Here is an 18,182-nt window from a genome sequence, read left to right as displayed (position 1 = left end):
AGAATTGTCCTATGACACCACTCTCTACGGAGGCGAAAAAAATGCCCTACTGCCTTTATTTACGCAAATCCCGCGCGGATGCGGAAGCGGAAGCCCGCGGCGAGGGCGAAACGCTTGCCCGCCATGAAAAAACGCTGCTGGAGCTTTCCAGGCGGCTACATTTGGAAATATCCGAAATCTACCGCGAAATCGTATCCGGCGAAACCATCGCAGCCAGGCCGGTCATGCAGCGGCTTCTGGCCGAGGTGGGACGAGGCGTCTGGGACGGCGTACTCGTAATGGAAGTGGAGCGTCTCGCCCGCGGCGACACAATCGACCAGGGCATTGTTGCCCAGACTTTCAAATTGAGCGGGACCAAGATCATTACGCCAATGAAAACCTATGACCCGAATAACGAATACGATGAGGAATATTTCGAATTCGGATTATTTATGAGCCGGCGTGAGTACAAAACCATCAACCGGCGTTTACAGCGGGGCCGCATCGCATCGGTAATGGAAGGTAAATATAACGGAAGCAAACCACCATACGGCTACCGCCGCGTGAAAATTGAAAACGGCCGCGGTTATACCCTTCAACCCGACGAGGAACAGGCCCCCGTTGTAAAGCTGATTTTCAGCCTGTATGCATACGGCGAAAAAAGGGCAGACGGCGGCATGGACGAAACCGGTATTTCCAAAATCGCCAGCAAGCTCAACAGCCTGGGAATTCCAACCGCAAAGGGCTGCGTCTGGACTGCCTCTTCCATCCAGACGATGCTGCGCAATCCGGTCTACATCGGAAAAGTCCGATGGAACGCGCGGCCCGTCCGGAAGAAAATAGAGAACGGCGAAATGGTAAAAACCCGCCCCCGCGCAAAACCGGAGGACTGGATTCTAAAGGACGGGCTGCATCCGGCGCTGATTGATAATAAAACGTGGGAAACGGTACAGCGCCGACTGAAAGAAAACCCTTCCCGCCCATGCCCACGAGAATACGAAACGCAAAACCCGCTTGCCGGGCTGGTGGTCTGCGGGATCTGCGGACGGAAAATGGTACGCCGCCCTCAAAAAGGGGCGGCCGCCACGCTGATGTGCCCTGCACCCGCCTGCCGGAACATCAGCTGTAGGCTGGACTGCGCCGAGGATCGAATCCTGCTTGCGCTGCGCGGCTGGCTATCCGGTTATCAGCTTCCATACGAAGCCGCATCCCGCCAGACGCCGCAATCAGAGTGGAAAAAGCAGGCCCTCGCGAAAATGATTCGCAAGCAGAGAGAGCTGATAAAACAGCAAGAACGGATTTATGAATTTTTCGAAAAGGGCGTTTATACCACCCCTATATTCCAAGAACGCCTGAAAAGGAATCTGGAACAATTGGAATATACAGAAAAAACGATTACACAAATCCAGGCGGAAATACAGGCGCTTAAACCTGAGCGCAATAAGGAAATCCTGCCAAAAACAGATCCCGTATTCGCACGGTATGAATACGGGACTCCGGCGGAAAAAAACGCGCTTCTCAAGTCTGTTTTAAAAAAGGTGATTTATACGAAAGCCGTCCGGACGCATCGGAACGGCGCGCCGGACGGCTTTGAACTGATCCTTTTCCCACGCCTGCAAAAAGGACATACGGATAACGGATAACCTTATGGAGCAGAAGAACTGGCACATTTGGAAATGATTGGCACAATTGTCCATCAGTTAACACGGAACCTTACCGAAGAAGAGATCAAAGCCGGCGGATTTGACGCTTACTTTGTTAACCATACGAACGGAGTTTATCCCGCCGACTCATCCGGTATGCCGTTCACCGCCGCATATCTGCAGGTGAAGGGCGACCCGATAACGGATATCCACGAAGATTTGGCGGCCGAACAAAAAGCGCGCAGCACCTACGACAACATCCTGCGTTTTACCGACGACCCGGATGTGCGCGACCCAATCAAATTTCTTCGTGAACGCGAAATCGTGCACTACCAGCGCTTTGGCGAAGGGCTGCGCATTATTACCGACCAACTGGATTCGAAGAACTTCTATGCGTTTAATCCTGCGTTTGATAACCGAAAATAAAAAAGGCGCGGCCGAATGGCTGCGTTTTTTTTTTGCCCAGTTACAGCCAAATAGCGGCGCATACCGCTTTTTGCCCGGAACAAGGAAGAAAACCGGGAACCTCCATATGAAAATTGCCATTTGGAGGTTCCCGGTAAATCGTATTCGTTTTTCCTCGGAACGTTTTGAAAACTCACCCGCCAATTTTACATCTTGTCCGTCCTGCCTAAAAGATAATCCGTACTCACTCCAAAAAATTCAGCAAGACAGCATAAAGTAAGAACCGAGGGGTACCGATTCCCTCGTTCGTAATTTCCGATAGACATTGGATGGGCGCCTATATCTCTCGCAAGCTGCGCCTGTGAAAGCCCTCTTTGATTACGCAAATTGTGTAAACGTTCAGGAAATTTCATGATTCATTCACCGCCTAATAAACAAAGGTTATATTATGTCAACCCCATCGATACGCCGATGGGTATTTCCGCAGCGCCAAAGGCGTGTTCCCTACGGTCCGAAGGAGGCCGTAATCCATTGTGCCAAGGGAATTCGTCTGTCTTGGGGCTGCTTTTTTTTCTGCATTGCCTTTTCGTTTCTTCCAGCATGTATTTATTCGCACTGTGATTCCATTTGAACAAAAAACATCCCGCTGCTGCACACAAAGCAGCAGTTTATTACTGAACCACCAAATACCGGCTTTGCCTTTTCGGATAAATGGGTAACATCCATTCCTCCGAGCCAAAGCAAAGGCCTGCAAAGGTTGTGGAATTCGTGGAAAATACAACTTCCTTAAACTGACTGGCAAGCACGGCAAACAAATAGGTGACTACCAATTCCTGCGACTTGCAGTCCTCATAGATTTGCGCATATTCCTCCAGCATAGGCATTTTTATTTTCCGCAATATGTTCTGATTCCACTTCGGATCAATTTCGGAACACAACGCAAGATACCCTGTAAAATGGTCTTCAGGATTTACAATGTAAACACAGAATTTTGCGGAACAACGCAAGGCTACTTTCTGGCACACAATCCACTGCTTACGCATTTTCTCCCGATAGGTCCGGGAAGGGATATTTCTAAACAGTTCAAATAAATCTTTTTCACAGTGATTATTAAAAAAATCGCGTTGATAGTGCTGAAGAAACATCTGCTTATCCATCGTTTGAAATAAATATTTCATTTTTGAAAACTGAGCTGCATCCATTGTCATTTTGACTTCACCATCCCGTCAGGGCCCGAATTTAAAGGTCCCGCTTTTAAGAACGACTTTTAATTTTCTTGCCCGCTTTCCATATACGTCCATTCTGCTAATTTTTTTGCCTTTTGCTGAGCCTCTTCAAATGGAAAAAGAATATTTTTTTGACCAGACGAAACTGTTTCCCCTTGGTCATCCCCGGAATCCTCGAACTTGTGGCTGGAAACAGCACCGCTGAAATCCTTGTTAAGCTTTTCAGGGACATTTATTTCCTCCTGATATGCTTTTAACTGCTGAGAGAGCTGAGCATTCTCCTCTTCGAGCCTCTGAATTCGGTCGTTTCCGGCACTTAGCTGAGCCAACAGCTTTACATTTTTTACCTGAAGATCGGTTTTTTCGCGCATTAAGATATTCAACTGCTCTTTTTCGCCTTTCGACCGTTCCAAAAGTGATTTTGCGGCCTTTGCCTGCCGATCCATTTGATCGAGAATATACTGCACAGAGTGATGGACATTTCGAATCTCTTGACACAAGCAGGCATTTCTTCTTTTTAAAGAAATATTCTCCTGCTCTTGATGTTGATATTTCGACAGCACAACCTGCATGTCCTCTTTCTGATTTTCTAGGACGCTGACAAGATCTTTCAGCCGCAGATAATCATTGTGCAAATCGCTGTACTCTTTTTGCAACTGTTCAAGTGTCGCCCTCGCGGTTATGCCGTTATCAACCTCTTTCTGCAAAGAAAGGATTTGCTGCCGCTGTTTCTGCATTTTATGAACCCAAAGCCGGAAGTGCCTTTTTGTGCGCTCCACTTCTTTGGCATATCTGTCCTCCATCTGGCGCAATTGCTCCTCTTTCTGGGTAACCTCATTCTCCAGCCGGGAGAATTCCTTCTGTGCGCTTTCCAACGCCAAGGATTTTTCCTGAAAACTTTTTTCAAGGCTAGCATACTTAGACTGCAGGGACTGGAAGCTGCTTTGCAAACTGCTTAATTCCGAATTATCCCCGCCCCTCTGCGCCAGTTCCTCATTTAGCCGCTGCACTTCATCCTGAAGGCTCTTTTTCTCTTTCTTTGTGCCGGCAACATGTTGTTCCAAGCCGGCGCAATAGGTTTTTAATTCCTCCAGACGCTTCTTAAGGGTGCGGATTTCGTCCGACTCAACATTTTGCATCTGTTCGCAGCTGCGGTTGTATTTTTCCGTGATCTCTTCCATGGATCTTTGCAGTACCTGATAATCCTGCTGCGTTTTATCAAGAATCGCCTGCAAATCCGTTTTTTCTTTCATATACTGCTGCAGGCGCTCCTGAACTTTTTCAAAATCCGCCCCGATTTTCTCTGTTTCGCTCAACTGCGATTTCAACAAGCGGCACTCATGGTTCAGGTTTGACCGTTCGATCAAAAGGTCTTTGACCTGCTGCTCCAGATTGGCCTTCATGCGCCTTTCCCGTTCTTTCATTTCCTCAATGAAGTGATCCACGTCCTTTTTTGCATACCCGCCCAACAGCGAAGGCTTCAGTTTGTCTTTTAAATCTTCCTGTTCGCTACGATTCCTTATTGCATAGAGATCTGAATCATCATAGAAATCTTCCGGTTCTGTTGTCATCTGATAAACCTTTTTTTCCATTACCGAACCATATCCTTTCACCGCTTATGGAGTAATAACGCTTGTCTATGCGCCTTCTATGGTGCAGGCCTCGCCGACAGCAAGGCCTGCGGCGCTATGCGCGGGAAGCTCCAGAATGTTTTTAGTCCCTTTCACAATTCTGCCTACCCGCCATGGAGGAAGCGTTTCGACATATAATACTTTGTATTCCTTGCTGAAATAAACAACATCTATTGCAAATCTCATAAAACAGGTATGGATACAAGAACAATTTTCCAGTAAGAGACCTTCTCCCTTTCGTAAGGTTTTCTTCCCCATAAGGCCCTTCAGCCTTTTTAGAAAACCGTCCGCAATAGAAACGCGATCTGCAATAACAGCCCCATTTTGCATTACTTTCATCTTTCAAATCTCCGTAAACATTTTCATAATTGATAGAACAGATGGTCCGAGAAGGACAATAAACAAAGCCGGGAAAATGAAAAGAACCAACGGGAATAAAATCTTGATTGGAATTTTCATGCTTTTTTCCTTAACCTCCTGCTTATGCGCCATGCGGACTGTATCCGCCTGCGCGCGCAAGATGTCTTTTAGGGAAAAGCCGTATTCGTCCGCCTGAACCACTACCCCGACAAAAGTTTTAACTTCTTCAACCTCGCACCGTTGGGCTAAGGACCGCAGGGCGTCTTTGCGAGATTTTCCAAGCGTCATTTCGCGCAGGGCAACCGCCAACTCCTCTGCAAGCGGCCCTTCGTTGTTCTTTGTGACGTACTGAACCGCCTGATCAAACCCCAAGCCGGCCTCCATACTGACGCTTAAAAGGTCTAAAAGCTCGGGAAGCTGGCTTGCCATGGCTTCTTTCCGGCGCGTAATGGCGCTTTCGAGCTTAAATCGATTCAGAATATAACCTGCTAAAATTCCATATAGAACAAATAGAATGATCTGCTTCGGCGGCTGACCCATCCAAAGCCCGTAGAAACCGCCCAACGCCCCACAGGAAAGGGTGACAAGGATGACCATAGCCTGATACTCGCTGTCCTTCATATGGATACCGGCGAGCCTGAGCCGGGCATTTATTTTTTGAAGGTTTTTGGGCGTTTTCGGAATCAGTTTGGAAATTCCAACAATAATGCGATTTACAAACGGTTTTAAAATGCGGTCAAAAAAAGAAACATCTGTACTTTCTTCATTTAGGGAGTCCGATCCGCCTGAATTAATTGCGGCCATTCTTTTCTGAAGACGTTCCGCTTTCATTTCTTTTCTGCCAAAAAACAGCAGAACCAGAAGATAGGCCAAAACTCCGCTGCATATTGCCTGCATATTCTCTACCTCAAAAACGGATATTTACGATCTTGCGAATAACGAGAAAACCTATGATTTCCATAAATACTCCCACTACAAGCATCATGATTCCCATCGGGTTCTGATAAAGTTGCGCTGAATAGCCAGGTGAAATAATATTCATCACCAGGAAAAGGAACACGGGCAGGATACTGATAATTGCTCCCGACATTCGCCCCTGCGCGGTCAGCGCTTTAATTTCTTTTTGAATCTGAATACGATCATGGATTGTCTCGGAAATTTTACTTAAGATTTCCGAGAGATTTCCTCCAACCTGACGCTGAATCAGGACCGCCGAATTCATAAGCCGCAAATCCCGGCTCTGCATTCTTTCCGCCAAAGAATTGAGCGCCATATCGACGGGAACTCCCAGGCGCACTTCCCGGATTGCTTTTAAAAATTCTTCCCCGATCGGCGGCGGCATATCGTTTGCAACACTTTCCAGTGACTGCTCAAAAGTAAAACCGGCACGGAGACTGTTCGAGATAACCAGAAGCGCATCTTCCAGTTGGCGGTTGAATAAAGACAACCGTCTTTTCTGCATTCTGCTCACATAAAGCGGAGGTGCTGCCACCCCAAGGACGACAAGAAGCAGCGATACCCATAATCCCAAGAAGAAAGAAGCGATAACCGGTGGAACGATAGAAACACAGGCCCATAACAGGATAAATTCATCTGGCGTGAGGGGAATGCCGGCCGACGCCAATCCGGAGGCGATTTTTTGCGGGATATTTAAAAACCTGAGATTTATTTTCCTATGAATGCTTTTTCGGGAAGAATCCCCTGCAGCACCTTCTTTTGCGGCAAAGAAAGCAATACGGCGTTTTACGCGAAAATTCTTCTTTGAAGCGTGCATAAGGAGCAGGCTGACGAAACAATACACCGCAACCGCAGAACTTATGGAAAGAATATATTTCATGGAATTCCCCCATTTCTGTCAAAATTACGACACTTCACGGAACCATTCATCCCGGACGGGAATTCCCTGCTCCAAAAGCCGTGCGGCAAGATGGGGCCGTATGCCTGTGGGGGAAAACCTGCCTTTAATCTTTCCGTTTCCGTCGTAGCCCTCTTCGCGGAAAGTAAATACATCCTGAAGGGTAATCACATCGCCTTCCATGCCCACAATTTCAGAAATATTGACGATTTTCCTACTGCCATCCCGGAATCTTGCCTGATGGACAATAAGATCAAGCGCAGATGAAATCTGTTCCCGGATCGCACGGACAGGTAATTCCATTCCCGACATCAGCACCATTGTTTCAAGCCTTCCAATCAAATCCCGGGGAGAATTCGCGTGTGCAGTAGTAAGCGACCCATCATGCCCCGTATTCATCGCCTGAAGCATATCCAGCGTTTCTCCGGAGCGGACCTCACCCACGATAATCCGATCCGGCCGCATACGCAGGGAATTTCGTACAAGGTCGCGAATGGTAATGCGTCCTTTCCCTTCAACGTTCGCGGGCCTGCTTTCCAGCGTAACAACATGGCGCTGCATCAGCTGAAGTTCGGCGGAATCTTCAATGGTAATAATGCGCTCATTTTCCGGGATAAAATCAGACAGGACATTCAGCAGGGTCGTTTTTCCGCTGCCTGTTCCGCCGGAGACAATGATATTTGCCCGACCTTTTACACATGCCTCCAAAAAAGAGGCCATCGGGTAAGAAAGGGAATTTACATTGATAAGGTCGCTGATCTTGAGCGATCTTTTTGGGAATTTTCGAATTGTGATGGTCGGGCCGCTCAAGGCAAGCGGAGGAATAATCGCGTTGACACGCGAACCGTCGCGAAGCCTGGCGTCAACCATCGGGCTGGATTCATCGCATCGTCTGCCAACGGATGAAACAATTCGATTGATCACGTTTATGACCTGGGCGTTATCGCGGAAAACGCTTCCAAGCGGCTCGATTCTGCCGCCCCGCTCAACATACACATTGCGGGCCCCGTTAACCATGATTTCCGACACGGTATCATCCCGTAAAAGGGACTCAAGCGGTCCCAGCCCCGCTACGTCGTCGAAAATCTCCTGAACGACCTGATTCTGTTCCGACCTCGTCAACGGTACATTTTGCCTTGAAACAATATTTTGTATGGATTCTAAAAGATCAGCCGAAGAAATCGTTTCATCCCCGTCATTTCCGAATTCGCCGGAATTAACCAGCTCAATGACCTCCTGATGAACTTTTTCCCTCAGCTCCGCATACTTGTCAAAATCAACTTTACTTTGATTTCCCCGATAAGCATTATCCGGCTCAATCTGTTGCTTTTTCTCCAACCTTTCCAATAAACCCATGCATTCTTACCTCCAAAACACACGCCTTTGCTTTTTCTTCTGCTTTACGGTTTTGCTGCCGTCCGCACTTAATTCTTCGTCAATGTGCGCTGCAATTTCTTCAATATCGCGGCTGATTTTATTTTTGGGAAATCCGGTAATAAGAGGTATTCCTTCATTTATAGCAGACACAGCAGCTTTCTCGTCATTTTCCACGCTGTGCCAGATTGGACAGCCTAAAATCCTCTCAACATCTGTCTTTGTGATATCCGTCTGTGAATCACGGTTAAGAATCAGCCTGATTTTCTCTTTCTGCTTGAGGGAACCGATAAGATCAATCCCTTTTTGAGAATTCCGCAGAACAGCGATATCCAACCCCGTAACAAACATAATCAATGTCGAGGAATCAATACAGGACAGGTTGATGTCGCTGAACAGGGTTGCTGTATCGATTACAATGTAGTCGAAATAAGCGCGAAGCGCCGTGATGATTTTCTCAATCTGCCATGCAGATATATTCTCTGCGTATTCCGGACTTTTGGGGGCGCACAAAACATTTACGCCGGACGAATGGATGGCAAGGTGCCTGCGGATTGTGTCGGCCGTGGGGTTATTCTGTTCTTCCAGAAGATCGGATAATGTCTCATAGGAATGCAAGTTCAGGAAAATCCCAATATCCCCGAACTGCATATCCAGATCCAGCAATGCAACGCGCATTCCCCGGCTGGCGAGACTAACGGCAAGGTTGACCGCCAAAGTTGTTTTCCCAATACCGCCTTTCGCCCCGAAAACCATGATGATCCGTGATCGGACATTGGCTTCCGCCCCTTTTTGCAAAACCGATAACCGTGCGGTTTCATTGGCGAAAATGTTCTTTAAATGGTTTGCCAATTCGGACCCTTCCATAGAAGCAGGAAACACATAATGAACTCCCACGTGCATTGCCCGCTGCAGGACTTTCATATCGGGATTTTCCGCCAGCAGAACGGGAATACAGCGGGGGCGCAGCAAATAAATCTGTTCGCAGATTCGGAAAACCACATTTCCCTGATCCACGTGCAAAACGACAACGTCCGGGTTGGAAGAACTGATCTCATCCAATACGCGCGCTTCTGCCTGCACGGTTCCGACTATGGAAATATCACTATCATGTTGAATCATCCGCTGCATATTCGCCAAATTTTCCACCCGGCCAACCAGCAATACCTTGATCTTCATGGCTCTTCTTCCTTTATCCCATAATATCCTGAATGGTTACACTCTTAACAGCCGCCGTATTCTTGTCCTCCTGAGGGCGCAAAACAAGCCTGAGGCTGTTGTTGCCTTTCACTCGGCCATACGTTGACACCGCCAGCGACAGCTTCTCCGCATCCAGGGGTGTAACGGACAGCGTCACATCCTCGTAGCCGGATGAACCTTTCGAATCCGTTCCACCGCCGAGCGCAATCACTTCTATATTCTGCAAAAAAGTAACCGCCTTGCTGTTCTTTTTATTCTTCTCATCGGAAGACACTACGATAATATCGACCCGGTTCCCTACTTTTACCATATCGGCAATTCCCGTTTCGGAATCCACCGTAAGCGTAATTGCCCGCATTCCATTCTTGAGAGTATAGGCAAGTCCGCTTTCCGAAGGTTTTGTAAATCTTCCTTTCAATAGCGGCTCCTGTGCAACTATACTGGCATTGGAGTACTTCCCCACCACATCGCTTTTTGTCAGAACAGTATCCGGCAGCACGAGACTGCTCGGAATCTGCTTTTCGGCAACCATGTCGTCTGTAATCTGCGTCTGGGCGGGAATATTTTTCGCCGCCACCAGCACCGTCATCATAGCTTCCTGCTTTGCCGCCTCATTGTTCCCGCTGAAAAAGGAATAAACCAAAAAACAAGTCAGCAAAGCTGCTATACCCGCAATGATACGGACTTTTTTCATATACCTTCCTCCTGCCGGTTTTCCTGTTCTTGATTATGCATTTCCCATCTTGTTTTGACTTCTATGGTTTCCATACTCCTGCCGAGTTTTCGACATCTCCGTAACCATGGATTGTAACCCGGATCTTCTGTTCACGAAAACCAAGAATACTTAATGCCTTATATTGATACGTATCCGTCAGATAGATGTTCATCTCATAATATCGGTGTGTATATGTCGATTCATTTTCCAAATCGGCAAAGTCAACCGTGACCTGATCCGCGCGCAGCCCGTTTTTCACCGCATAATCCTTTGCAAGCCTCTCCAAAGTTTCGGCTGGATGCGTCGAATTTTGGAGAACCGTTTCATTGTTAAGCCTTGCTTCGCGAATCACATTTCCGACTTCCTTCAAGCGCAGCTGTTGATAGTACAGCATTCCGGCGTCGGTAGCAAAACTTGTAAAAAGCATGAGAGCCACAAATAAAAATGCAAAAAGAACGCTGATGCTTCCCTTTTCATTTGTCTTCTTTTCCAACATGAATCAAACCTCAAAACAATTTCAAGAATTGACGGAATCACTTTTATGTATTGCGGTCTTTGAACGTTAATACTCTTTCTTTGTTGATGCTTTTATGCAAAGTCAGATTTCCGTTAAACAATGTTTTGGCGACCGGGGTAAGTAACGGAACTTCATAATTCACATCAGCCTTTACTGTAATGAGCCGCCATTTTCGTAGGCTTCGCCTTGTCCCTCCATTCGCAGCCGGAAGATAATACTGCTGGTACTGGGTTCGTATATCAACAGAAGGATTGGAAATTGTCAGGTTGCTTTTCTTTAAAGTGGAATCCTCCAACATTTTCCCGACAATCAGCGATGCTGCCTCCCTCCCGTACACAGACACAGGGTAATCTTCGGAGCGGTCGGTGATAGTAACGCCCCATTCCGCCTGCCGAGCCGCATGATTAAACGTGATAGATTGGTGCATAATCCATGAAAAATCGATAATTCCAAAACATATAAGCAGAAAAAATGGTAGAACAAGTGCAAATTCCACCAAGCTCTGCCCTTTTTCATCTTTTCTTCCAAGAAAACCGCCCATGTGTTCACTTCCCATTTATCCGTTATACCCGTTTATATAAACCTGACCGGTAAACGTCGAAGAAAGCGTAACCGCTTCCCCCGCAATCATTGCCATAACGGGCGTTGCCATCTTCATGCGATAATTTACGGATATGGTTGCGTCAAAATAATCGTAATAGCTCGTTCTGTCAACAAACCCATACCAGCTGTTCGCATGGTATGTATAATATTTTCGCTGAACATCCCCGCCGGAAGAACGGACTTGAAACTGACTGAAATCGAGCTGGTCCCCGTACTTTTCATACAGCTTGCTTTTTATGACATCCGGATTCAGGTCGGACTCCTGTTTCATACTTCTTACGCTGTCGGAAGCAGCATTCTGCAGGATGATTTTGTAATTAATCATTCTACCAAGATCAACAGCCGCTCCCAATATGATCAGAAGAACCGGCAGTACCAGAGCAAATTCCACCAAACCCTGCCCGCGTTCTCCATACATTTTTAAAAATCCATTTCTGCTCATAATACAATTCCTATGTCTTGCTTGTTCAATACTCATGAATATGACTTACTATTCTTTAACTCCCCGCCATTTTTCAACAAATGCTTCATACCTTAATCAATTGAGAAAGAGAGAGAATCCCTTTTGTATGAAAGGGGTTCCCCCTCTTGCTCCGCATCTTTTGTTTGAAAATTACTTGGTAGAAGTATTTCCGGCAATTTTACCTGCCATATCATTGAACATACCTTGAAGCTTAGTACCAATGCCTGACATTGCGCCCATAACTACAACAGCAATCAAGGCAAGGATCAGGCCATACTCCACCATTCCCTGGCCGCTTTCCTCGTTTGCAAGCCAGTTGAGCATGTTTTTCATGTCTATTCCCCCCCCTTCCCTAAAATAAATTTATTTCAAAAATTCACCCTCCGGTGATTTTTGACGAAAGAAATTATTGTCTTAATGGGGTAAAGCTTGCCCCACCGTGTTACAAGTTCTCTCCAGCATTTTTCTCGCTTCACTCGAATAGGCTGAAAAACCTGCCATTGCCGCAAGAATTACCAGACTAAGTATAAGGCCGTATTCCACCATACTCTGTCCATCTTCCTGTTCCAAAAAGGCTCCCAACAAATGAACCACCCACTTTCTTTCAGAAATTATTTCAAGCGGCAAATACGCCGAATAGAAAACCGATCATGATAAATCCACACATCGGGAAAAGGCTGGTGAGCGTTAGCTTTTTCAGCAGCAATCCGCCGACGCAATAAATAATCAGCGCGGCAGACATATATAGTAACGAGGTCATGACTGCCGGAAATCCCACGACAACAGCTGTCGATAACGCCAGTTTGATATCTCCTGCCCCAATGCCATTATAAAATCCCTTTCTTCTGCAGAAGATTACATAATAAATCAAGAAAATACCTATAACTAGTGCACACGCTTCCACAGACTCTAAAAGTCCATATATTCCATTCACCAGAAAGCGGTAGGCAAGCCCGAAAACAACCAGCGCCAAACAAATCTCATTCGGGATAATGCGGATTTTATGGTCAATTACGGTGGCAACGGCCGTAATGGCAACAAAGGCACAAAGAAAGAGAGACCTTGCAGAGAATATCTGGTAAGATATCCCGCTAAAAACGAAGAAAAAGCCAACAGAAACCGCAAGTTTGACAGTATTGCCAAATTCCAGTTTGCCCGGTAGCTCTCTGCCTTTCTGTCCGCACTTTCTCACTATCAGGGAATTTACTATATCGGGAAAATACAAACCGAACAGAAACCCGACAACCCCCGCTGCGCATGCAAAAAGTATTTTTAACATCTTTATACCCCAACCCCTGCAAACAAAAATAAAAGCCCACAACTTAACCAGTTGTGGGCTAAAGAGATACATTCAAAAATGCTCTCTATGCACAAAAGGAAACCGGCTGTCATGGGACGTCATCCTTTAGACCCTATGGCTTAGCGTCCTTATCTTTCGATAAGTTTGCATAAAAAAAATCCGCAATGGTATAAAGCCAATTGCGGATAGAAAAATTCGTCCAAAAATCCTTGCAAAAGGGAACTGGCTGCCATAGATTATAAAATCCTTAGGCCCTATAGTTTAGCGTCTTTGCCTTTCGACAAATTTGCACCTTAATATGTAATTTTCTTTTTGATTCGTCCTAATTATATATCAAGAAATTCGTCCTGTCAATAGTTCCACTAAATAATTTTTAAAAATCATTAATACAAAAGTATAGAAAGGTTCATTTATTTTAAAACCGCGGCGCCGATGATTCCCGCATCGTTTCCAAGCTTGGCCTACAACCGAATCCCTCCCCGTCCCCTGCGCGGAAGCGATCACATCCAAGCGTTCTTTAGTCAGAGCTTCCGATTTCTTCTGTATTTCCGCATATTCCGTTCTGGTCACATCATAAACATCTTTTATGGCGGAACCCGGAAGAATGTCATGGAATTGGTTCAGAAGAACCGTCCGCCACATAGTGCTGATTTCTTCCTCCGGATATGCGACGCCGTATTCTTCCGCCCAAACGGAAATCAGTTCCAGATTCATTAGTGCAAATTTGCTTTTGCGGTTGCCGCGTTTGTTCCTCGCCATGGAGGTATAAGTACCCCTATGGTATTCCAGATATAATTCACCGACCCATCAGCATCCCATTATAAGTCGTAAAAAAGCTGTCTTTTTCCTGATCAACGCCTTTTGTCGTGACAGGTGTGTAAAAATCGGCGTGCCGTCAATCCCGAACTACCAGAAAGTCACGGCAGCGCGCCGCACCAGTTTTCCATACAGAATTAATTATCGATCAGATGGTGCTGGTACCACTTATCCCCATGGAACCGCAGTAGGAATATGAGTCCGCGCACGCCCCATTCGCAAATCATGGCAACCCAAACGCCGACAATCCCGAACGAAAGCACGATCCCCAAAACATACCCAAGCACCACGCGGAGCAACCACATGGTGAGCATGGAAGAAATGGACGTAAATTTGGAATCCCCCGCGGCACGAAGCGCAGCTGGGGTTAAAAAGCTGATGGACCATACCGGTATATTTGCCAGCGTAGTTATCCACATGATCTGGATAATCGTGGGGACAACCGCCTCCGGCGGATGGAACAGGGTCAAGAGCGGGCGTATAAACGGCATGATCAGCAGCATGGTCACCGCAAAGGACAGCGACGACAGCCAGAGGAAGGAGCGGATGAATTTCCGCGCATCCTGAATATCCCGCCGTCCCATGCACTGGCCGACCACGGTAACCGTCGTCAGGATCAAGGCGTTTGCCGGAATCTGAAAAAGCCCGGCAAGGGAGTTGCAGATCGCGTTGATATCCATGGCATAAACGCCAAGCTGAACAATAAAGGTTTGCGTCAGAATTTTCCCACCGTTAAAGAACATCTGCTCGGCGGCAAACGGAATCCCGACAAAGAAAATCCGTTTCAGCATGGATGTACTAATCTGCAGGGCGTCCTTCACTTTAAAATGGACGGTGGTATCGCCCTTCAGCAGGTAATAAATCGAATAGCCAGCACCTACATAGCGGGCGATATTCAGGGAAATGACCATCCCGAAAACACCCATATGTAAAATCGTAATAAATACAAAGTTCAGAACAACATAGCAAAGGTTCATCGCAAGAGAAAGCCGGAGGGAGGATTTTGTTTCGCCCACGCCGCGAAGAGCGCCGCAGACCGCTTCTACTGTCCCTATGCCGCAATAGGACAGGCAACTTCCCAGTAGATATACTTTTGCATTTTCGAAAACTTCGGCATCCGCTTTTCCGAACAACAGGTTCAGCGTCGGGGTATGGAAAACGCCGACCGCCGCACTAATTACAAAAGCCAGAAGAAATACGGAAGTCAGCGAATTGGCCGCGGCTTTCGACACCATGGCGTCGTTCCCGCTTCCCTTATACTGCGCAACAACCACGGTGCCACCTGTCGCAACGGCAATAAGAACATTGACTAAGAATATGTTTAGAGAATCCACCATGTTTACGGCGGCGACCGCCGCCACACCGGAAGAGCTGATCATCGCGGTATTCAGCAGGCTCAGACAAATGATAAACGCCTGATCAACTAAAATCGGTAAAATAATAGAAATTACTTGGCGATAATGGATGGATTCTCCAGAAAAGTGTTTGTTAAGAAATTGGTCGGTTTTTGTTAAAAATTCGGTCTTTGTCACACAATCACATCTTTATATTGTATTTCTTCTATCTTAACATAATTATCTGCCTATTAACAGTTTATACCGCAAAATTAGTCAACAAATTCCGACCCGTTTTTTCATTAGAAATTGGCTATCCGGGGAAAACTAAAAAGCTTTCATTTGAACAAATTTTTGTATTTTACATATAATAAGGGTAAGAAAGCCGCTTTCCAATAAAAATCCCGTTTGATAAAACCACATTAGTTGTATGCCGATTTAGAATAAAAAAGCTCCGGCAATCCTGCCGGAGCCCGAATAAGAATCCAATCCATTAAATAAACATCGGAACCACCAATTTCTTGTTTCTGTTAGAGCTGCGTACTTAACTGTATTTTGGACTCACCCCTTAAAATGTCCTAAACGAACCGCTTTTTAAGAAAGCTTAAAAACGGGTTGCAAAATCGTGTCGCTAAGACCCTAACCAATGTATGGAATTCTGAATGCTCAATGATTTTCCCCTTTCAATTGTGAAAAGGATTCCAAAACATTCCTCTTTAAATTTACACTATTCAGGAATTAACGCTGTGCCCAACGAACTGGATACTGCGTTTCTGAGGATATTTTACTGCCCATTGGACCCACCCCTTTCAAGAAGATCGATTTTTCCGGCGCTACCTTCCCCTGCTTTTTCATGGCGCCATTCTTGTGGTGCCACCTTAATTAGCAGTTTTTCGAACGCCGTCCTTAATCATCCCTCTCTCTTTCTTGATTATATTATAACTGATTTCTAGTAAATGTCAATATAATTTTTAATAAATTCTTGAAATTTTTATTTATTCTTTTGTATCTGAATTTTCCTGTTGACTTCGACAGGTCGGCAAGGTAGAATAACTATAGACAAATTAAACAAGAGGAGATGACCCCTGTGAACGACGAGTATGGTGCGGATTTAATTACCCTAGTCGACGACGAGGGCGAAGAGCACGAATTTGAAGTCTTGGACGTAATTGATAACGATGACGGCTGTTTCTACGCGTTACTGCCGACATTTGAGGATCCGCAGGACAAAGTCGACGCGGAGGGTACCTACTATATCTTTGAAGCGATCGATGAGAATGGCGAGCAGCAACTTGCCGAAGTCGAAGACGAAGAACTTCTTGATAAGCTGGCGGAGCTTTTTGAAAGCCGTTTCGAGGAGCTTTACGATTCCGAAGAGATCGACGACGAATAATGATGGACGCTTTCACCCTGCCTGGTGCGCGGACCGTTGCAAAATAACCCTACAAAATGATAATAGGGAGCATGCGCTCCGGTGGCGGACTTCAGACCTCCCGGCTTTTGCCGGACGAAGGGAGTATGAAACCATTGGGCCAGCACCCACCTGCTTGACGGTAGCAGGTTATTTAAGCACATTACGGCCAGGCGGGATTAATTTAAAAAGCAGTAAAGCTTCTGAGTTTTCAGAAGCTTTTTCTTTTCTGGGAAGTACGGTTGAGCGGCGATGTGCAGGCGGCAAAGGTGTTTCTTCGTTTCAGCAAGGAAGTATTCGAGGCATTTCGCGACGCTGTCCGGGCAAAAAAACGCCGGTCAGATATATATTTTAAAGAAATCCCATGGTTCCATAAGACAGTCCGTGAATTCTGTCTCTACACACAGCCGAGCGGATACGATATAATTTGTTCTGTCAGAAGGGAGAAAACAAGATGAGCGAATATGAAATTATAACGGATTCTACAACGGATCTTTCCCCTAAACTCATAGAAGAACTGGATATTCAGGTAATTCCGATGACCTTTACGATAGGAGATGTATCTTACAGCAATTACCCGGACGAACGCGAACTGTCCTCCCGCGACTTTTATGAGCGCCTTCGCAATGGGGAAACTTCCACCACAAATCAAATCAGCCCTGTAACCTTTACCGAATATTTCGAACCGGTTTTGCAATCCGGCAAGGATGTCATATACATCGCCTTTTCCTCGGGGCTGAGCGGTACTTATAATAACGCGCGGCTAACCGCAGAAGAGCTTTCCCAAAAGTACCCAAACCGGAAAATCTTCACCGTCGACACGCTGGCCGCGTCCATGGGTGAGGGACTTTTGGCATATTACGCAGCGAAAATGCGTAAAAACGGCGCTTCCATTGACGAAGTACGCGACTGGCTGATCGAAAACAGGGGCCGCCTTGCCCACTGGTTCACGGTGGATGACCTAAACCATTTGAAGCGCGGCGGGCGGGTATCCGGTGCGGCGGCGTTGGTCGGCACGATGCTTGGGATTAAGCCCGTGCTGCACGTTGACAGCGAGGGGCACCTGATTCCGGTTGAAAAGGTACGGGGCCGCCGGCAATCGCTGGATGCGCTGATACACCATATGAAGCTTACTGTGGAAGATCCGGATAAACAGATGATCTTTATCAGCCATGGCGATTCCCTGGAGGACGCGGAATACATAGCAGAGCAGGTTCGAAAAAACTTCCATGTAAAATCCATTGAAATCAATTCCATCGGTCCCGTCATCGGGGCCCATTCCGGCCCGGGCACCATTGCCCTCTTCTTTCTTGGGAAAAACCGCGATTAAACACGAAAGAAAAAAAGCGA

The 18,182-nt window shown here is 46.4% G+C and carries 19 protein-coding genes, 1 other RNA gene, 1 pseudogene and 2 riboswitches; of the genes and pseudogenes, 5 read left to right on the top strand and 16 right to left on the bottom strand.

Annotated features, from left to right (window positions below):
* Positions 1-41 precede the first annotated feature (41 nt).
* Together CAGA_RS03885 and CAGA_RS03880 are read left to right on the top strand one after the other, a co-directional pair.
* The gene (locus tag CAGA_RS03885; protein ID WP_167875148.1) at positions 42-1,622 is read left to right on the top strand and encodes a recombinase family protein; all 1,581 of its coding nucleotides are present in this window, start codon (positions 42-44) and stop codon (positions 1,620-1,622) included.
* 18 nt (positions 1,623-1,640) lie between these two features.
* Positions 1,641-2,048 carry a manganese catalase family protein gene (locus CAGA_RS03880; RefSeq protein ID WP_407932260.1) on the top strand — a complete coding sequence of 136 codons (408 nt, stop codon included), beginning with the start codon at positions 1,641-1,643 and terminating at the stop codon, positions 2,046-2,048.
* Positions 2,049-2,233: 185 nt separating this feature from the next.
* Here the strand turns inward: CAGA_RS03880 and CAGA_RS03875 are convergent, their stop codons facing one another.
* The 16 genes and pseudogenes from CAGA_RS03875 to CAGA_RS03800 form a co-directional block, all read right to left on the bottom strand.
* A complete protein-coding gene (locus tag CAGA_RS03875; RefSeq protein WP_135657928.1) occupies positions 2,234-2,440 on the bottom strand; it encodes a helix-turn-helix domain-containing protein in 207 nt (68 codons plus the stop codon).
* 258 nt (positions 2,441-2,698) lie between these two features.
* Entirely contained in the window at positions 2,699-3,235 is a 537-nt protein-coding gene (locus CAGA_RS03870) for a hypothetical protein (RefSeq protein WP_135657926.1), read from the bottom strand.
* A gap of 59 nt (positions 3,236-3,294) precedes the next feature.
* On the bottom strand, positions 3,295-4,845 hold the full coding sequence (locus tag CAGA_RS03865; RefSeq protein WP_135657919.1) for a coiled-coil domain-containing protein: 1,551 nt from the start codon (positions 4,843-4,845) through the stop codon (positions 3,295-3,297).
* Between the two features lie 45 nt (positions 4,846-4,890).
* On the bottom strand, positions 4,891-5,223 hold the full coding sequence (locus CAGA_RS03860; RefSeq protein ID WP_135657916.1) for a DUF192 domain-containing protein: 333 nt from the start codon (positions 5,221-5,223) through the stop codon (positions 4,891-4,893).
* Between the two features lie 3 nt (positions 5,224-5,226).
* Entirely contained in the window at positions 5,227-6,141 is a 915-nt protein-coding gene (locus CAGA_RS03855; RefSeq protein WP_135657914.1) for a type II secretion system F family protein, read from the bottom strand.
* 10 nt (positions 6,142-6,151) lie between these two features.
* Positions 6,152-7,081: a type II secretion system F family protein gene (locus CAGA_RS03850; RefSeq protein WP_135657911.1), complete on the bottom strand. Its 930-nt coding sequence runs from the start codon at positions 7,079-7,081 to the stop codon at positions 6,152-6,154.
* A gap of 24 nt (positions 7,082-7,105) precedes the next feature.
* Positions 7,106-8,455, bottom strand: coding sequence for a CpaF family protein (locus CAGA_RS03845; RefSeq protein ID WP_135657908.1), 1,350 nt, complete (start codon positions 8,453-8,455; stop codon positions 7,106-7,108).
* Positions 8,456-8,461: 6 nt separating this feature from the next.
* The gene (locus CAGA_RS03840; protein WP_135657905.1) at positions 8,462-9,652 is read right to left on the bottom strand and encodes an AAA family ATPase; all 1,191 of its coding nucleotides are present in this window, start codon (positions 9,650-9,652) and stop codon (positions 8,462-8,464) included.
* A gap of 13 nt (positions 9,653-9,665) precedes the next feature.
* A complete protein-coding gene (gene cpaB / locus CAGA_RS03835; protein WP_135657903.1) occupies positions 9,666-10,367 on the bottom strand; it encodes a Flp pilus assembly protein CpaB in 702 nt (233 codons plus the stop codon).
* A 61-nt stretch (positions 10,368-10,428) separates the two neighbouring features.
* Positions 10,429-10,884, bottom strand: coding sequence for a TadE/TadG family type IV pilus assembly protein (locus tag CAGA_RS03830; RefSeq protein ID WP_135657900.1), 456 nt, complete (start codon positions 10,882-10,884; stop codon positions 10,429-10,431).
* 43 nt (positions 10,885-10,927) lie between these two features.
* Positions 10,928-11,446 carry a TadE family protein gene (locus CAGA_RS03825; protein WP_135657897.1) on the bottom strand — a complete coding sequence of 173 codons (519 nt, stop codon included), beginning with the start codon at positions 11,444-11,446 and terminating at the stop codon, positions 10,928-10,930.
* A gap of 15 nt (positions 11,447-11,461) precedes the next feature.
* The gene (locus CAGA_RS03820) at positions 11,462-11,950 is read right to left on the bottom strand and encodes a TadE/TadG family type IV pilus assembly protein (protein WP_167875147.1); all 489 of its coding nucleotides are present in this window, start codon (positions 11,948-11,950) and stop codon (positions 11,462-11,464) included.
* Positions 11,951-12,121: 171 nt separating this feature from the next.
* Entirely contained in the window at positions 12,122-12,304 is a 183-nt protein-coding gene (locus CAGA_RS03815; RefSeq protein ID WP_207669542.1) for a Flp family type IVb pilin, read from the bottom strand.
* A gap of 283 nt (positions 12,305-12,587) precedes the next feature.
* The gene (locus CAGA_RS03810; protein WP_167875146.1) at positions 12,588-13,250 is read right to left on the bottom strand and encodes a prepilin peptidase; all 663 of its coding nucleotides are present in this window, start codon (positions 13,248-13,250) and stop codon (positions 12,588-12,590) included.
* Between the two features lie 94 nt (positions 13,251-13,344).
* A riboswitch (cyclic di-GMP riboswitch) is annotated at positions 13,345-13,430 on the bottom strand.
* 55 nt (positions 13,431-13,485) lie between these two features.
* Positions 13,486-13,572, bottom strand: a riboswitch (cyclic di-GMP riboswitch).
* 250 nt (positions 13,573-13,822) lie between these two features.
* Positions 13,823-14,078: pseudogene (locus CAGA_RS12795) on the bottom strand (hypothetical protein); the annotation flags it as partial.
* A 146-nt stretch (positions 14,079-14,224) separates the two neighbouring features.
* Positions 14,225-15,619, bottom strand: coding sequence for an MATE family efflux transporter (locus CAGA_RS03800; RefSeq protein WP_135657891.1), 1,395 nt, complete (start codon positions 15,617-15,619; stop codon positions 14,225-14,227).
* Positions 15,620-16,499: 880 nt separating this feature from the next.
* On the opposite strand from CAGA_RS03800, the gene CAGA_RS03795 reads away from it, so the two are divergent.
* The 3 genes from CAGA_RS03795 to CAGA_RS03785 all read left to right on the top strand — a co-directional run bounded on the left by CAGA_RS03795 (position 16,500) and on the right by CAGA_RS03785 (position 18,162).
* Positions 16,500-16,814, top strand: a complete 315-nt coding sequence (locus tag CAGA_RS03795; RefSeq protein ID WP_413814390.1) for a DUF1292 domain-containing protein — start codon at positions 16,500-16,502, stop codon at positions 16,812-16,814.
* Between the two features lie 11 nt (positions 16,815-16,825).
* Positions 16,826-17,016: non-coding RNA, 6S RNA (gene ssrS / locus CAGA_RS03790), on the top strand.
* Between the two features lie 270 nt (positions 17,017-17,286).
* Positions 17,287-18,162, top strand: a complete 876-nt coding sequence (locus CAGA_RS03785) for a DegV family protein (RefSeq protein ID WP_135657885.1) — start codon at positions 17,287-17,289, stop codon at positions 18,160-18,162.
* The last annotated feature ends 20 nt before the right edge of the window (positions 18,163-18,182 follow it).

It is taken from the genome of Caproiciproducens galactitolivorans (assembly GCF_004768785.1).
Lineage (GTDB): Bacteria > Bacillota > Clostridia > Oscillospirales > Acutalibacteraceae > Caproiciproducens > Caproiciproducens galactitolivorans.
This window is presented reverse-complemented; position numbering and strand designations above follow the sequence as displayed.

Bases quoted from the DNA above. Each gene is read 5' to 3' on its own strand.
- CAGA_RS03885 (WP_167875148.1), top strand. From the start codon at position 42: ATGCCCTACTGCCTTTATTTACGCAAATCCCGCGCGGATGCGGAAGCG.
- CAGA_RS03875 (WP_135657928.1), bottom strand. From the start codon at position 2,440: ATGAAATTTCCTGAACGTTTACACAATTTGCGTAATCAAAGAGGGCTT.
- CAGA_RS03870 (WP_135657926.1), bottom strand. From the start codon at position 3,235: ATGACAATGGATGCAGCTCAGTTTTCAAAAATGAAATATTTATTTCAA.
- CAGA_RS03865 (WP_135657919.1), bottom strand. From the start codon at position 4,845: ATGGAAAAAAAGGTTTATCAGATGACAACAGAACCGGAAGATTTCTAT.
- CAGA_RS03860 (WP_135657916.1), bottom strand. From the start codon at position 5,223: ATGAAAGTAATGCAAAATGGGGCTGTTATTGCAGATCGCGTTTCTATT.
- CAGA_RS03855 (WP_135657914.1), bottom strand. From the start codon at position 6,141: ATGCAGGCAATATGCAGCGGAGTTTTGGCCTATCTTCTGGTTCTGCTG.
- CAGA_RS03850 (WP_135657911.1), bottom strand. From the start codon at position 7,081: ATGAAATATATTCTTTCCATAAGTTCTGCGGTTGCGGTGTATTGTTTC.
- CAGA_RS03845 (WP_135657908.1), bottom strand. From the start codon at position 8,455: ATGGGTTTATTGGAAAGGTTGGAGAAAAAGCAACAGATTGAGCCGGAT.
- CAGA_RS03840 (WP_135657905.1), bottom strand. From the start codon at position 9,652: ATGAAGATCAAGGTATTGCTGGTTGGCCGGGTGGAAAATTTGGCGAAT.
- cpaB (WP_135657903.1), bottom strand. From the start codon at position 10,367: ATGAAAAAAGTCCGTATCATTGCGGGTATAGCAGCTTTGCTGACTTGT.
- CAGA_RS03830 (WP_135657900.1), bottom strand. From the start codon at position 10,884: ATGTTGGAAAAGAAGACAAATGAAAAGGGAAGCATCAGCGTTCTTTTT.
- CAGA_RS03825 (WP_135657897.1), bottom strand. From the start codon at position 11,446: ATGGGCGGTTTTCTTGGAAGAAAAGATGAAAAAGGGCAGAGCTTGGTG.
- CAGA_RS03820 (WP_167875147.1), bottom strand. From the start codon at position 11,950: ATGAGCAGAAATGGATTTTTAAAAATGTATGGAGAACGCGGGCAGGGT.
- CAGA_RS03815 (WP_207669542.1), bottom strand. From the start codon at position 12,304: ATGAAAAACATGCTCAACTGGCTTGCAAACGAGGAAAGCGGCCAGGGA.
- CAGA_RS03810 (WP_167875146.1), bottom strand. From the start codon at position 13,250: ATGTTAAAAATACTTTTTGCATGCGCAGCGGGGGTTGTCGGGTTTCTG.
- CAGA_RS03795 (WP_413814390.1), top strand. From the start codon at position 16,500: ATGACCCCTGTGAACGACGAGTATGGTGCGGATTTAATTACCCTAGTC.
- CAGA_RS03785 (WP_135657885.1), top strand. From the start codon at position 17,287: ATGAGCGAATATGAAATTATAACGGATTCTACAACGGATCTTTCCCCT.